General features: G+C 59.2%; 9 protein-coding genes. 3 read left to right on the top strand and 6 right to left on the bottom strand.

Features of this window, described 5'->3' with window-relative positions; all coding sequences use genetic code 11:
* Positions 1-68 precede the first annotated feature (68 nt).
* Positions 69-3,104: an autotransporter domain-containing protein gene (locus ACP39K_RS00835; protein ID WP_072009665.1), complete on the bottom strand. Its 3,036-nt coding sequence runs from the start codon at positions 3,102-3,104 to the stop codon at positions 69-71.
* 907 nt (positions 3,105-4,011) lie between these two features.
* Between ACP39K_RS00835 and ACP39K_RS00830 the strand changes: the two genes are divergently transcribed.
* Positions 4,012-6,105: a putative bifunctional diguanylate cyclase/phosphodiesterase gene (locus ACP39K_RS00830; RefSeq protein ID WP_497008224.1), complete on the top strand. Its 2,094-nt coding sequence runs from the start codon at positions 4,012-4,014 to the stop codon at positions 6,103-6,105.
* Here the strand turns inward: ACP39K_RS00830 and ACP39K_RS00825 are convergent.
* Positions 6,102-7,298 (bottom strand): MFS transporter, encoded by a 1,197-nt coding sequence (locus tag ACP39K_RS00825; protein WP_033640357.1) that lies wholly within the window; start codon positions 7,296-7,298, stop codon positions 6,102-6,104. The two genes, ACP39K_RS00830 and ACP39K_RS00825, sit on opposite strands and share 4 nt — an antisense overlap.
* A 149-nt stretch (positions 7,299-7,447) precedes the next feature.
* Here ACP39K_RS00825 and ACP39K_RS00820 point away from each other — a divergent pair, with 149 nt between their 5' ends.
* Positions 7,448-8,365 (top strand): ABC transporter substrate-binding protein, encoded by a 918-nt coding sequence (locus tag ACP39K_RS00820; protein WP_197818158.1) that lies wholly within the window; start codon positions 7,448-7,450, stop codon positions 8,363-8,365.
* Positions 8,366-8,420: 55 nt separating this feature from the next.
* On the opposite strand, the gene ACP39K_RS00815 is transcribed toward ACP39K_RS00820, so the two are convergent.
* Positions 8,421-10,196 carry a sigma-54-dependent Fis family transcriptional regulator gene (locus tag ACP39K_RS00815; RefSeq protein WP_261280432.1) on the bottom strand — a complete coding sequence of 592 codons (1,776 nt, stop codon included), beginning with the start codon at positions 10,194-10,196 and terminating at the stop codon, positions 8,421-8,423.
* Between the two features lie 275 nt (positions 10,197-10,471).
* Between ACP39K_RS00815 and exaC the strand changes: the two genes are divergently transcribed.
* On the top strand, positions 10,472-11,992 hold the full coding sequence (gene exaC, locus ACP39K_RS00810; RefSeq protein WP_497008223.1) for an acetaldehyde dehydrogenase ExaC: 1,521 nt from the start codon (positions 10,472-10,474) through the stop codon (positions 11,990-11,992).
* Positions 11,993-12,047: 55 nt separating this feature from the next.
* On the opposite strand, the gene adhP is transcribed toward exaC, so the two are convergent.
* From adhP to ACP39K_RS00795, 3 genes are all read right to left on the bottom strand, one after another.
* Positions 12,048-13,064 carry an alcohol dehydrogenase AdhP gene (gene adhP / locus ACP39K_RS00805; protein ID WP_016927758.1) on the bottom strand — a complete coding sequence of 339 codons (1,017 nt, stop codon included), beginning with the start codon at positions 13,062-13,064 and terminating at the stop codon, positions 12,048-12,050.
* Positions 13,065-13,261: 197 nt separating this feature from the next.
* Positions 13,262-14,551 (bottom strand): bifunctional sulfur transferase/dioxygenase Blh, encoded by a 1,290-nt coding sequence (blh, locus tag ACP39K_RS00800; protein ID WP_033640361.1) that lies wholly within the window; start codon positions 14,549-14,551, stop codon positions 13,262-13,264.
* A 16-nt stretch (positions 14,552-14,567) separates the two neighbouring features.
* Complete coding sequence (locus tag ACP39K_RS00795) at positions 14,568-15,479, bottom strand: sulfite exporter TauE/SafE family protein (RefSeq protein ID WP_227944605.1); 912 nt, start codon at positions 15,477-15,479, stop codon at positions 14,568-14,570.
* Positions 15,480-15,490: the final 11 nt, after the last annotated feature.

Raw genomic sequence — 15,490 nt, 5'->3', positions numbered from 1 at the left:
GCTGGCCGCGAAAAAAAAGCCCCCATCGTCACGATGAGGGCTGAATAAAGCGAAGCATGCAACCGCGATCAGAAGCGCCAGGTCAGACCGGCGTTGACGCTGTTGTCCTGGTGGTTGGACGACAGCTGCCCGCCGTAGCCAAGGGACAGGACGGCGTTTTTGTTAATCGATACATCGACGCCCGCTTTCAGAATCGCGCCATCGCGAGAAACAGGCACGCTGTTCACGTCGAACGCCGCATCGGTGCGTTTGAACATCAGCTGCGTTTTACGCTCCAGCTTGCCGTACTGATGCTGCCAACCCAGCTCGCCGCGCAGCGCGATCGCCACGCTGTCGGTTTGCCACTCGGTGTCGGCGCGCAGCCCCAACGTCGAGGCGGTGGCGGACTGACTTTGTTTGTCGCCGCGCAGCGCCGCTGCCCCGCCTTGCTCGTTGATCTCCTCGTTACGGTAATGGGTATACGCCAGGTTGGCGAACGGCTCAAGGTTGACCGCATCGCTCGTCCAATCGTAGCCGCTTTCGATGAACAGCTGACCGGTGCGCGCGTTATACTTGGCCTTCTCGCGATCCGACTGCGCGCCGTAGTTCACCGAGCGCGAGGTGTCGATGCGATGCCAAGTATAGGTGCCGCCCGCTCGCAGCGCCAACGCGCCGAAGCGTTTGTCGCCGTACAGCCCCAGATGGTAGTTGTCGCTGTGAGCATCTGACTGATAACCGCCATCCAGCGAAGTGCGGGTATACCCGGTCATCATGCCAAGCCGGCCGTCGTCAAACAGTTCGCTGTCCAGACCTAACAGCACGCCATAGGTGGAGGTCTGGTAACCGGTGGCGTTGTCGTTGCCGGAAGCATGCCCCCAGCTACCCAGCAGTTTCGCCCAGGCGCCGTTGTCATCCGCTTTAATGTCGGTAGCGGTGCGGCGGCCTTCCGCCTGGCGCAAGCGCTCGGTGGCGGTATCGCGCAGGTAACGGCTTTCGTTGATCTGGGCGGAAGCCATATCCGCGTGGATCTGGCCGGACAGTTGACGGGTCGCCTGTTGCAATTCTCTGGCCGAGGTGAAGCCGAGGAAGCTTTCATAGACCGGATGGCCCGCCACGATGCTCGCCTCTTCGCTCACGGCTTGCGCCTCGCCCCCATCGCTTTGCAGCAGGTTGGCCTCTTCGGCCGCCGGGATCGCCACGCTGCGTTTGGCCGTTTCCGTGACCGGCTCCGTCGCGTTGAGCGTCTCCACCGCACGAGCTACCGCTTTCTCGTTCTCAGTGCTGGCCAGGCTGTCAAAGCTGGCGTCGGTGCGCGTGATGCCAAGGCCGACGTCATTGCCCTGATAATCCAGCGCGACTTTAACAAACGGATACGATGGGTTGGCGTTTTCGAATCTACCGGTAACGCCGTCCGTCGTGGTCAGGATGGTGTACTTGTTGCCCAGCAGACTCTGCGCCTCATTCTGCGACAGCAGGTTTTGGCTGCGCTCCAGGCTGACATTCACACTGCCGCCGTTGAGGAAAGCGCGCCGCGCGGCGATCTTATCGCTGCGGCCATTGTCCGCCACTTCCACGTTATACTGCGAACCGCGATCAAAAATGGCATCGTGCAACACATGCAGCGTGCCGATGCCGTTGCCCGGCGCGACGCTGCCGCTCCGAGCCGCTCTGAAGGCGCCTACGGTGCCCTCACCGGACAATGTGCCGCTATTTTCGATATAGACGTTGGATGCCACCGAACCGTCGATCGCCAACACGCCCTGTTTCACCCAGGTATCACCGCGATAGGTGTTATTACCCAACAGCGCCAGCGTACCGGCGCCCGTTTTGGTCAAGCCGCCGTGCCCGCTGATGTCGTTACTCCACGAATCGAAGTCGCATTCGCTCGACGTGCAGCGCCGCTCAACAGAGGTACCGGGTTCGACGATATTTCCCAGGCCGGGGATATTCACCACGAACTGTTTTTCACTGTAGGAGCCCGGTACATAATATTCCTGCGGGATATCCTCTTGGGTAATAAACATTTTCGGGCCGTTGATCGCATCGCGTAAATTGACACGTCCCCAGCCGAACAGATTATCAATACCGGCAACACCCAAATCGGTGGCGGTGGTTTTAATTACCGCGGATATTTGATCGGCGCTCATATAAGGGAAACGTTGCATCAATACGGCGGCAACGCCGGTAACGTGCGGCGCCGCCATTGAGGTGCCGGATTTATTGCCGTAGCCGGGATTAACCGACAGCTCGCCCTTATTATAAGCTTCGCGATTCACGGCGCCGCCGGTATTGGATTCCAGCCGGCCAACGGTGCTGTAAATATCAGAACCCGGCGCGGAAACGCAGTAGCTGGCCGTTTGTCCGCAGCTGGTCGAGGAAACGCTTAACTGATTTTCGTCACTCAGGTTGGTCACAATCAGGTAATTATTCAGTACGTCCGGGAAAGCGTAAGGCAGTGACTTTTGCGCTTCCGGGATATTGTAGTTGTTGTAATTTCCTGCCGAGAAGACGATCAGCTTGCCGTGCCTGGCCGCTCGCAGCAGCGTCGACATGGCGCTGTGCCCGCCGGTGGGCACCGGTTGTTCGCTGCCCCATTCCACGCTGGATTTGCTGCGCATCATCTCGGCGATCACTTCGCTTTTTACGAATGCCACGTAGTCCGGCCTGCCGTTCGGCAACCAGATGATATCGCCTTTGGCGTCTCGCCGGATATCCGGCGCGATCCCCCAGCTGTTATTGATGACGCGAGCCGCGCTCTGAATCAGCTCTTCACGGCCGTTGCGATTACCGTAATCATTCAATTTGGTGCCGATAATATCCGCGTCGAAAGCGACGCCGTGCATGCCTGCGCCATCTCTTTTAGCCGCAGCGATACCGGCTACGTGCGTGCCGTGATCGCCGAAAGACATATTATCTTGTTTATCATACGAGAAATTATAGCTGCCGTTATCCAGGCGCGTCAGTTTACCGGAGAATTCAGAATGGGAAAGAATGGCGTTATCGATAACGCCGATGGTTATACCTTTTCCGGTATAGCCTCTGGCATAGGCGAATTCGGCGGAAATAGCCTCAAGCCCCCATTGGCGATTAAACTCCGCGGTTTTCCAACTGTCAGGCGCGCCCAATCGACCGGGGTCCTGATAAGCGGCAAGAGAAGAATGAATGGATAAGCCATAACAACCCAGAAAAACGCAATACGCTAACTTCAATCTTTTATTAAGTATCATTTTACGCTCCATGTTTATTTATACCCAGAAGAAAACTTACGTTTTAACCGCGCTGAAACCTCCTATGATCGTGAAACGACGGATAACACATGCGGACCCGACGCGGGCCGCACGAACAGACATGCTGAGAGATGCAAATGGGCGCAGACAGACAAAGGGATGCCATCGCGCCGGGCGCCTATGGCGCAGACGTCTGGAGAGGAGGCGAATGTACGCTTGCCGGCGCCGTTGCGCCGGAATGACCCGACCATCGGGACCGGGCGTAAGGATCAGGCTGTGGGTGCATTTTGCTTCATCATCCAGTTTTGCTAATGATTTTCATTCGCGAGGCTATCTTATACGTAAGCAAAGTGTCAACAGATGAAACAAAACATTTCTTGATTTGTATCATGACTTTTCTCTAAGCGCCGAGCGACGGTGCTGCGATAACCGCTGAAGAGTGCATGAAATGACGGCTATTGCCGCCATAAGTGAGATTTTTATCAGTGAATACGCATAGCGGCGACAGTGCAGACGATGGAAGAGCATGAAAACACCTGAATATTTCATCAAATAGAAACATCAGATTGATTAATTTTTATGGCAATAGCCCACTGTGGTCGGAGCACTTATTTTTCGATGCAATATAAGAGGGGCTTATAAATAACAGGAGTATTCCTAATGCGTTCTTGCGTAATCTATTTCATGCTACCAGGCCGGTTTTTAGCCGCGTCCGCTGGCTATTCCTAATTTCATTGGCAAGACTATATTGAAAGAGGCTCTGCTATAGAGCACGAATATGGGTAATTTTCCGAGGAAATACCGCATGACCCTGTTGCCCAAGCAGAGCAATAACAAAAATCCGATTGATCTCTATAGCGAAATCGTAGACGACTTGCCGGGTCTGATTTGCTTCGGCAACCGCCTTGGCGGTTACTTCAATAAGCAGTGGCGCGACTATACCGGCGCCATCGCCGGTGAGCACGGCGCCGCAGACTGGCTCGATGCCCTGCACACCGACGATCGCGATCGCCTGGCCGCGCAATGGCGCCAGGCGATCGTTGCCCTCTCCTCATTCGCCGGCGAAGCTCGTCTGCGCGAGCGCAGCGGCGCCTACCGGTGGTTCATGCTGGCGTTTAACGCCCGTCAGGACGGCATGGCGCAGGAGCCCAGCTGGTATCTCACCGCCACCGACATCCATCCGCAAATGCTGCAACGCCAGCAAAACGTTCAGGCGCTCTCTATCCAGCAAGACATGCTGGACGCCAGCGTCGATTGCATCAAAGTCATCAATCACGATGGCACGCTGCGCCACATGAATCGCTCCGGCAGCCTGGCGCTCGGTCTTGATCCGGCGCAAAAAGAGTTTGGCATGCCTTGGCTGGGGCTCCTGTCCCCCGAGATCCGTCGCCGCGGCAGCAAGGCGCTGCGCAGCGTCAGAGCCGGAAAAAATGCGCGCTTCGCGGGATTGAGCGTGACGCCGCAGGGTAAAAAACAGCACTGGGACAACATTCTCACACCGGTCAGCGACGAACACGGCGCCGTGGCCGAGATTTTGTGCGTCTCGCGCGACGTGACGTCGCAACGCGTGATGGAACAGCGCCTGTTGCTCGCCAGCGAATATGACGAATTGACCGGCCTGCCCAACCGACGCTTATTCAAGAAAAAGCTGAAGCAAGAGATGAAGCGCGCCCTGCACGGCAAAAAGTCGCTTGGGCTGATGCTGCTGGATCTTGACCACTTCAAGCTGGTGAACGACACGCTGGGCCACGCGGCGGGTGACCATCTGCTGCGGGTCTTGGGTAAAAGGCTCAGCGCCTGCATGAATGCGCATTCGTTCGTCTCCCGCCTCGGCGGCGACGAGTTCGCCGTGGTGATCAGCGACGTCGAAAACGAGCAGGATATTTTCCGCATCGCCAACAAGTTTCTGCTGCAGTTGGAGACGCCGATCACCCACGGCGGCAAGACGCTGCATTGCGGCATGAGCATCGGCGGCGCCATCTATCCCAAAGACGCTCGCGACGCTTCGGAGCTGATGAAATGCGCCGATACCGCGCTGTATGAACTGAAAGACGGCGGCCGCGGCGGCGTCTACATGTTCGATCGCAAGATGATGGACAAAGCCCGCGCCCGCGCCAGCCAGCTCAACTACGCGCGCCAGATCGTGCGCGACAACTGCATCCGCCCCAGCTACCAACCGAAGGTCTGCCTGATCGACGGCAGCATCGTCGGCTTTGAAGCGCTGCTGCGCTGGCACTGCCCGCAAAACGGCGTACAGCTGCCGGCGACGGTAAGCGAGGCGTTCAACGACTACGAATTGGCAACCAAGATCAGCGAAGCCATGCAGCTGAAAGTCTTCGCCGATATCGCCCGCTGGCGCGCGGCCGGCGTGGCGGTGCGGCCTATCTCGCTGAATGTGTCGCCGATCGAGTTTTTACGCGACAACTACGCCGAAACCTTCCTGCAACGCCTGCTGAAGTTCCGCATTCCCCATCACCTGATCGAACTGGAAGTGACCGAACACGCGTTCAACAAGCACGGTTCGAAATACGTACTGCGCGCGCTGCAAATGCTCAAAGAGATGGGTATCCGCATCGCGCTGGACGACTTCGGCACCGGCCACTCCTCGTTCAGCCATATCATGGACTACCCGCTGGACTGCATTAAGCTGGACTGCGACTTTATTCAACGCATGAACACCGAACCGGCGATCCTGGCGATCGTGGAAAGCATCGGCATTCTCGGTCAAAAGCTGTCGATCGATATCATCGCCGAAGGCGTGGAAACCGAGCAGCAGCGCCAAACGCTGTGCGAAGCCGGTTTCCATATCGGCCAGGGTTTTCTGTTCAGCCGGGCGGTCGAGTCCCAGCAGGTGCCCGAGCTGCTGCAGGCGATGCCGCAATCTATCGAGGGCCGCTAAGCGCCCTGCCGTGCGCCGAACGGCGCCAGTTTCATGCCGACCAGCGTCACCACGCAAATGACCGCCCCGGCGTAAAAGGTGGAGGCGGAACCGAACAGCTCCCACAGGGTTCCGGCCCCGAGACTCGCCAGCAGCAATGCCACGCCGCTGATCAGATTGAACATGCCGAACGCGGTGCCGCGCAGATGCGCCGGCGCGGTGTGCGCCACCATCGCCGCCAACAGCCCCTGCGTCATGCCCATGTGCACGCCCCACAGCGCCACGCCAAACAGCACGCCCGCCCAATGATCGCTCAGCGCCAATACCAGATCGGCGGCGATCAGCACCAGCAGCCCGGCTTTCAGCAATCCTTCATGACTCATGCGGTCGGACAATTTGCCGAACGGATAGGCCGAACAGGCGTAGACCAGATTCATGGCGACCATCACCAGCGGGATCAACGCCAGCGGCGTGCCGCCCTGCTGCGCCTTCAAGACCAGGAACGCTTCACTGAAACGCGCCAGCGTAAAGATCGCGCCGATGCTCACCACCCACCAATAGCTGCGCCCCAACAGCCGCAGGTTGGCGCGGGTAATCGGGTTGGTGCGCTTGTGGGTTATCGCGGCGGCCGGCTCTTTCAGACCGAAAAACAGCAGCGCAATCGCCAGCGCCGCCGGGATCGCCGCCACCCAGAAGATGGCGCGAAAATCGTTGTGCCACAGCAGCATCAGACCGACGGCTAGCAGCGGACCTAAAAAGGCGCCGACGGTATCCAGCGACTGGCGCAGCCCGAAAGCCGCGCCGCGGATCTCCGGCGGCGTCACATCGGCCACCAGGGCATCGCGCGGCGCTCCGCGGATGCCTTTGCCCACGCGATCCAGCAGGCGCGCGCTCATCACCATGCCGGACGACGACGCGATGGCGAAAAACGGTTTGCTGATGGCGCCCAGCCCGTAACCCAGCAGCGCCAACCCTTTGCGTTTGCCGAGATAATCGCTGAGCACGCCGGAGAACACCTTGACGATCAACGCCGTCGCCTCCGCCAGCCCTTCGATCAACCCGATGACGATCACGCTGGCGCCGAGCGTCGTCGCCATAAACAGCGGCAACAGGCTATGGATCATCTCCGAGGAAACGTCCATCAGCAGGCTCACGCCACCCAATACCCACACGCCGCGCGGTATGCGGCCCAACGTAGCGAAACGCGACGACATGGTTCATCCTCGATCGATTCAGCGCCGCCAGAGGCGCCTCATGATTTTTCCAAGATTGGTTAGTTGATTTTGTTCGTTCACAGATCTGCCGCCTTTAGAGATAGTGCAACGACCGTGTGACACCCATAATAATGAAGGTAATTAACATAATGATATATAGCAAAAAGATGATAGTGATTGCGGCGCTGCTGAGTTTTTCCGCCGCCGCCGCACCAGGCGTGGATCTCGTCGCCAACGAAACGCCGATCCACACGGCGAAAAGCGCCGAAGCCGTGGCCAAAATCCCCGCCGGCTTCCGGTTCGTGGAACCCGGCACGCTGACGGTCGCCATTTCTCTGCTGGGCAGCGGCCCGCCGTTCGGCCTGTACGCCCGCGACAATAAAACGGTGATTGGCAGCGAGGCGGACATCGCGCGCCTGGTGGCCGACGGTTTGGGGTTGAAACTCAAGCTGGTGCCCACCTCGTGGGAAGACTGGCCGCTGGGGGTGGCCTCCGGCAAATATGACGCCGCGGTTTACAACATCACCGTGACCAACGAACGCAAGACCAAATTCGATTTCGCCACCTATCGGCAGGATACGCTGGGTTTCTACGTCAAATCCGACAGTAAAATCACCCAGATCAAAACCGCGCCGGATATCGCCGGTAAAAAGATCATCGTCGATTCCGGCACCAATCAGGAAGCGGTGCTGCTGGCCTGGGACAAAGAGAACCGCGCCAAGGGATTAGCGCCGCTGCAACCGGTGTACGTCACCGACAAGGCCGCCTCCACGCTGGCCATTCAGTCCGGCCGCGCCGACGCCACCTTCGGGCCCAACGTTTCCGGCGCCTATCAGGCGCGGCTGACCGGCAAAACCCGGCTGGTGGGCATCGTGCCCGGCGGCTGGCCGAAGACCGCCAACATCGCCGTCACGCTGAAAAAAGGCAACGGCCTGGTGGACGCGGTGCAGGCTTCGCTCAACAGCGCCATCGCCAACGGCAGCTATCTGCAGGTGCTGGATCGCTGGGCGGAGAGCGACGAGAAGATTGCCCATTCCGAGATTAACCCGCCGGGGCTGGGGGACTAGAGCATGAACCGGCCCCGCATCGAGGGGCCGGTTATTGATGAGCAATCATGCCGCCTCATTCCGCCGCCGTTTTCTGCCTTCCCAGCTTGCGGTACAGCGTGCTGCGCGAAACGCCGAGCGCCTTCGCCGCCCGGCTGAGATTGCCGCCCGCCCTGTCGATCGCCGCCTGCAGCGCCCCCTGTTCGGTATCGGCGTTCTCTTGCCGCGGCGCCAGCACCGCGATGGACTGAGGAAGATCGTCCAGGGTAAGCACCGCATGATCGTCCGCCAGCGCCAGCAGCACCTTGAGCGTGCTCAACAGTTGCCGCACGTTGCCGGGCCACGGATAGCGCGCCAGCATCGCCAGCGCCTCCGGCAACAGACGAATGTCGCGCCGCTCGCCGCCCAGCTCTCGCCATAGCTGCAAAATGAAGGCCTCCAGCTGCGCCCGCTCTCTGAGCGGCGGGATGCGCAGGCTGTATTCCTGTATGCGGTACAGCAAATCCTCGCGAAACGCCCCCGCCTCTACCTGCCGATGCAGATCGTGGTGCGTGGCGCAGACCAGCGCGAATTCGACCGGATAAGCGCTGCGGCTGCCGAGGGGCGTGACCGTTTTTTCCTGTAACACCCGCAGCAGGCGCGTTTGCAGGCCCGCCGGCATATCGCCGATTTCATCGAGAAACAGCACGCCGCCGTCCGCCTCGCGGATCTTGCCGATGTAGCCTTTCGGATTGGCGCCGGTAAACGCCCCCGGCGCATAACCAAACAGTTCGGATTCGATCAGCGGCTCAGGCAGCGCCGCGCAGTTGATCGCCACAAAGTTGCCGTTGCGCCAGCGGCTCTCTTGAAACAGGCGGCGGCTGAAATGCTCTTTACCGCAGCCGGTTTCGCCGGTCACGCACAGCGAAAGGCCGGCGTTGAGAATACGCAGCGCTTTCTGATGCTGCTCGTCGTGCCGTTCCGCCGGCGGCGCAGAACGCAGAGCGCTGACGCGGCGCTGCGGCGCCTCAAGCAACGAATAATAGTGCTGTTGATTGCCGGCCAGCGTCTGGCGCGGTGCGCCGGAAGGCTGTCGCAACAGGTCGGGAAACAGTTGGGTGAACTCAACGGAGCCGAATGAGGCCGACGAAAGCCGGAACTCCATCATCGCCAGCCGATTGGCGGCGATCAGCACTTCGTCGTGAAACACCAGCAGCAGCTCTTGCGCGCTGCCCAGGCAGCGGGCATCGGCGTGCAGGCGCAGCGTCCAGTGGCGATCGGCGATCGCGCTTCTGACCCAGCGGTGTTCGATATGCCGCACCGCCTGCATGATCAGGCGCTGTGCATCGCGGTACGGGCGCTGCGCGGGGGCGGAGAGATCCAGTATGCCGGCAATGCGGCCATCCGGACGATAGATCGGCGCGGCGGTGCAGTTCAATCCGGCATTTTGGTTGAGAAAATGCTGGTCGCCGCGCACTTCGCAGAATGCGCCCAGTGCCAGCGCGGTGCCGATGGCGTTGGTGCCCCGCTCCGCTTCTCCCCACTGGTTGCCCGGCGCCAGCGCAAAGCGCGACGCCTTATGCAGAAAGTCGGTATTGCCGCGGGTTTCCAGCACCAGCCCGCCGGCGTCGGCGATCACCACAATGGCGGGCTGGCGCGTAATTTGCGCACCCAGCTGCTCGATCAACGGCTGTACCCGCTGCGGCACCCAATCGTTGCGGCTGCGCAGCTCTTCAAGCAATCCGGCTTTGATAAACGGGATATGTTGATCGGTGCGCGTCAAACCATAACCCTGGCTGCGTTGCCAGGATTCCGCCAACGGCTGGGTCAGCACGCTGGCGCCCTCTGCGGGCAAGCGGTCGTCAGACAACATGCGTTTCTCCCCCGTTCGCGAGTGTTGCAAATGTGTATCATAAATGTGTACCAGGCGTTGCGACACGGGACACAAAAAATCATCGGCGGCCGCGGCACCGCTCGATTACCTTACCCCTTCCAATGCCTAACATTTTAATAAATAGCCATTTTTTTACTAATGCTACGTCCATCGCTAATCTGGCACGGGGCGTGCTTCTCTGTGCTGCGGCGACAGGCCGCACTCACAGGCGCAGCGCAATAGCGCCGGTTATCATCTGCAGAGAGGTGCTTCACATGAAATATGTTCACCCCGGTTTGCCTGGCTCGCTGGTTTCGTTCCGTAAACGCTATGGCAACTACATTGGCGGCAAATTTGTCGAACCGGTATCCGGCAACTACTTCACCAACACCTCGCCGGTGACCGGCCAGCCGATCGCCGAATTCCCGCGTTCCGACGCCAAAGACATCGAGCTGGCGCTTGACGCGGCGCATGCGGCGGCGGACGCCTGGGGCAAAACCAGCGTGCAGGAGCGTTCCAACGTGCTGCTGGCGATCGCCGATCGCATCGAATCGCGGCTGGAGATGCTGGCGCTGACCGAAACCTGGGACAACGGCAAACCGATCCGCGAAACCCTGAATGCCGATCTGCCGTTGGCGGTCGACCATTTCCGTTACTTCGCCGGCTGCCTGCGCGCGCAGGAAGGCACCGCGGCGGAGATCGACCAGAACACCGTGGCTTACCATATCTATGAACCGCTGGGCGTGGTCGGCCAGATCATTCCGTGGAACTTCCCGCTGCTGATGGCCGCCTGGAAACTGGCGCCGGCGCTGGCGGGCGGTAACTGCGTGGTGCTGAAGCCGGCGGAACAAACGCCGCTCGGCATCAGCGTGCTGATAGAAGAGATCGGCGATCTGCTGCCGCCGGGCGTGCTCAACGTCGTGCAAGGTTTCGGCGGCGAGGCCGGCGAAGCGCTGGCGCGCAGCAAACGCATCGAAAAAATCGCCTTCACCGGATCCACGCCGGTCGGCCGCCACATCCTCGCCTGTGCGGCGGAGAACATCATCCCCAGCACCGTCGAGCTGGGCGGAAAATCGCCGAACATTTATTTTGAAGACATCATGCAGGCGGAACCGGAGTTTATCGACAAAGCGGTTGAGGGGCTGGTGCTCGGCTTCTTCAATCAGGGGGAGGTGTGCACCTGCCCTTCACGCGCGCTGATCCAGGAATCCATCTACCCGCAGTTTATGGAGAAAGTGCTGGCGCGTATCGCTACCATCCGCCAGGGCGATCCCTTCGACACCGAGACCATGATCGGCGCCCAGGCGTCAAAACAGCAGTACGACAAGATCCTGTCCTACATCGACATCGCTAAAAACGAGGGGGGCAAAATCGTTGCGGGCGGCGAGCCCGCCCAGCGCGGCGACGAAGTGCAAAACGGTTTCTACCTGCAGCCGACGCTGATTACCGGCAACAACAGCATGCGTTTCTTCCGCGAGGAGATCTTCGGGCCGGTGATTGGCGTCACCACCTTCAAGGATGAGGCCGAAGCCCTGGCGCTGGCCAACGACACCGAGTTCGGGCTGGGCGCCGGGCTGTGGACCCGCGACATCAACCGCGCTTACCGCATGGGCCGCGCGATCAAGGCCGGGCGCGTATGGACCAACTGCTACCACCTGTACCCGGCGCACGCCGCGTTCGGCGGCTACAAGAACTCCGGCATCGGGCGCGAGACCCACAAGGCGGCGCTGTCGCACTATCAACAGGTGAAAAACCTGCTGGTCAGCTACGACGCCAAGCCGCTGGGCCTGTTCTGAACCCGGCGTAATGACAAGAAGGCCACCCGCAGGTGGCCTTCTTTTTGCGCGTGGCCTACTTCGCCATGCCGAGATCGATCACCATGCGACCGCGAATGGTGCCCGCCTTCATCTCGTCGAAGATGGCGTTGATATCCCTCAGCGGCCGCTTGGTCACTTTCGGCGTCACCTTGCCTTCGGCGGCGAACTGGAACGCCTCCTTCAGATCTTCGCGCGTGCCCACCAGCGAACCCACCACCTGAATGCCGTCCAGCACCAGGCGCGGAATGCTCAGATCCATGCTCTCCGGCGGCAGCCCCACGGCCACCACTTTACCGCCGGCGCGCACCGCATTCACCGCCGAGTTGAAGGCGGCTTTCGCCACCGCCGTCACCACCGCCGCGTGAGCGCCGCCGGTTTGCTGTTGAATGATCTCCTCCGCGTTTTGCGTTTTGGAGTTGATGGTCAGATCGGCGCCGATCTGTTTGGCGAACTCCAACTGACCGTCGTTGACGTCGATGGCGATCACTTTGGCGTTAAACACGTTCTTGGCGTACTGCAACGCCAGGTTGCCTAGCCCGCCAAGGCCATAAATGGCGATCCACTGCCCCGGTTTGATATCGGAAATCTTCACCGCCTTGTAGGTGGTGACGCCGGCGCAGGTGATGCTGCTGGCGGCGAAAGAATCGAGCCCATCCGGCACTTTCACCGCGTAGTCCGCCACCACGATGCACTCTTCCGCCATACCGCCGTCAACGCTGTAGCCGGCGTTTTTCACCGAGCGGCACAGGGTCTCGTTGCCGCTGACGCAGTATTCGCAATGGCCGCACCCCTGGTAAAACCAGGCGACGCTGGCGCGGTCACCCACTTTTAACGAGGTGACGCCCTCACCGACGGCGGAGACCACGCCGATGCCCTCATGCCCCAACGTAATGCCCGGCACCTCGCCGAAATCGCCGTTTTTCACGTGCAAATCGGTGTGGCACACCCCGCAACACTCCATTTTCAACGCCGCTTCGCCGTGCTTCAGCGGGCGCAGCACTTTATCCTGAATGTCTACGGTATGGTTTTTCGTCACTACGGCAGCTTTCATGGTGTTTTCCTTAGCAGTGTGGGAAGTACAGTTGTTAATGTAGTGACTGTATTCGGCGAGGGCAAGCGCCGCGTGTTTTGTGTAAAAACAAATAATTAAATATGAATCAGTCTGATTATTTCATAAAAAACCATTAACAGACGGCGCGATCGCCTTGAGATTGGCAGCCGTGAACGATCGCGCTTCTCTGGCTTGATTTACCCCTTGAAGCGATTAACAGGAATTTTGAGGTAGTGCCGCCCATCATCTTCGCAATCAGGCAGTACGCCGCCGCGAATGTTGACCTGCAGCGCCATCAGCATCAATTCCGGATGCGGCAACGTGGCGTCTCGCTGCTTTCTTTGCGCGATAAATTGAGCTTTATCCATGTTGGCCACCCAGGGGTTGTTCTCGCGCTGCTCTCTCACAGTGCTTTCCCACCGGGCCTCACGCCCCGCCGGGCGGTAATCATGGCCGGTAAACAGGCGGGTATCCGCAGGCAGGCTCAAGATCCGCTGCAACGAATCCCACAGGGCTTCCGCATTTCCGCCGGGGAAATCGGCCCTTGCGGTGCCGCTGTCCGGCATGAAAAACGTATCGTGAATAAACGCCGCATCGGCAATGTGATAAGTGACGGACGCCAGCGTGTGGCCAGGAGACAGCAAGACTTCAGCGCGCAGGTTGCCGATAAAAAAGACGTCCCCATCCGCAAACAGCGCATCCCACAGGGTCTCGGCGGGAGGCAATTCTTTCAAATTATAGATGTCTTGCCACAGCCCCTGCACGGCGGTAATTTTTTCGCCTATGCCGGTAAGGGCGCCGGTTTTCTGCGCCAGCCAGGTGGCGGCAGAAAAATGGTCGGCATGCGGGTGCGTATCCAGCACCCAGGCCACTCCCCATCCTCGCTGCTGGATAAAGCTTAAAATGGTGCGGGCCTGCTGATGCGAGACCGTGCCCGATCGGCGATCAAAATCCAGCACCGGATCGATGATGGCGCAGCGACGCGCCTTGGGATCGGCGACGACATACTGCAGGCTGCCGCTTTCCGGCTCATAAAACGCATGCACTTCCGCATGAGACTGAACGGGCTGATGCCGGCGATACCAACTGAGCGCCTTATCGGCATCCGCGCCATATTCTTCGCATTGGCTGCGGAATTGCGCTTCATCGATCCGCCCTTCACGCAGCGCATACAGCAGAGTGAGGCAAGCCGAGCGCGCCCCGCTCCTGCAATGCGCCAGGGTCTTCTTGCCTTGCCGCAACAGAAACTGGAAGGTGTAAACGGTCTCCCAGGTCAGCGTATCGAACGTATAAGGGAGATAGACGTAACGCATCCCCCCTTGTTCAGCCAACGCTTTCTCTTGCTGATGGTCAAGATACTCTCCCGGCTCTTCGTCCGGCCGGTTGTTGACGATAAGCCGGTAGCCTTGTTGATGCAGGGTAGCGAAATCACTCGCTGCGGGCGCCCCCGAAAAGGAGAGCTGATGATGGTATGTACGGATGCGCATATTTTTTCCTTCTGTCTTATAAGCTTTTAAAAAGCATATAAAGGGCCAGCACCAAGAGCATGGCGGCGTAGAGCACACGGATAATGTCCTCGCGTTTCTTCAGGCGCTCGGTGAGCGCAACCCCCACGACGCCCCCCAGAACACCGCCGACGATCAGCCAGCACGTGATGACGAGCGACACCTTGCCGGACAAGGCATAGCTTGCGCTCGTCGATAAACCCATGGCAGAAACCACCACCAGCGAGGTAGCCACCGCTTCAAGCAGCGAAAAGCGGAAAAACCAGAGCAGCGCCGGCACCACTAAAAATCCGCCGCCGATCCCCAGAAAGCCGGCCACCGCGCCCAGCGCCAACACGCAGGGCCACACGATGGCGGGATGAAAGGCCGCATCAGGAGAAGCCAATCCGTTGCCGGCCCGGTGATTTTTTTTCAGCGTTAATCCGGCGACAATCAGCATCAGCAAAGCGAAAGGCAGGGTTAGATAGCGCCCGTCCGTAATTTTTCCCATTTGTGAACCTGCCAGCGTGCCGGCCACCGCGACCAGCGACACGACAATGCCGGTTCGCCACCGGACGTTTCCTTTGGCGGCGTGCGCAAAAAGGTTGAGCAGCGCGCTGACGGCGACGGACATGGCGCTGGTGCCTATCACCAAATGCGTATCCGGGATTTGCACCATATACAGCAGCAGCGGCACACAAACGATGGAGCCGCCTCCGCCTGTCAGGGCCAAGAGAAATCCGACTATTCCTCCGGTTATCACCAATAACATCAGGGTATAAAAAGTAAAATGGAAAAAATCCAATGGGTTAATTCCTGAACGGTGTTTGTGGTATTTATTAACGATCAGTTCGCATTGATTGTCAAATAACTTATTACATTTAGCTATTACATATAGCCAAATCGAATATGTGATTTTTAATATAACCATAAGTTCTATGA

It is taken from the genome of Serratia sp. EC4 (assembly GCF_059652115.1).
Note: the sequence above shows the minus strand (reverse complement) of the source record. Positions and strands in the feature narration are given on the sequence as shown.

Excerpts from the sequence above, each read along its gene's own strand:
- ACP39K_RS00820 (WP_197818158.1), top strand. The coding sequence starts at position 7,448 with ATGATATATAGCAAAAAGATGATAGTGATTGCGGCGCTGCTGAGTTTT.
- ACP39K_RS00795 (WP_227944605.1), bottom strand. The coding sequence starts at position 15,479 with ATGGTTATATTAAAAATCACATATTCGATTTGGCTATATGTAATAGCT.
- exaC (WP_497008223.1), top strand. The coding sequence starts at position 10,472 with ATGAAATATGTTCACCCCGGTTTGCCTGGCTCGCTGGTTTCGTTCCGT.
- ACP39K_RS00830 (WP_497008224.1), top strand. The coding sequence starts at position 4,012 with ATGACCCTGTTGCCCAAGCAGAGCAATAACAAAAATCCGATTGATCTC.
- adhP (WP_016927758.1), bottom strand. The coding sequence starts at position 13,064 with ATGAAAGCTGCCGTAGTGACGAAAAACCATACCGTAGACATTCAGGAT.
- ACP39K_RS00825 (WP_033640357.1), bottom strand. The coding sequence starts at position 7,298 with ATGTCGTCGCGTTTCGCTACGTTGGGCCGCATACCGCGCGGCGTGTGG.
- blh (WP_033640361.1), bottom strand. The coding sequence starts at position 14,551 with ATGCGCATCCGTACATACCATCATCAGCTCTCCTTTTCGGGGGCGCCC.
- ACP39K_RS00815 (WP_261280432.1), bottom strand. The coding sequence starts at position 10,196 with ATGTTGTCTGACGACCGCTTGCCCGCAGAGGGCGCCAGCGTGCTGACC.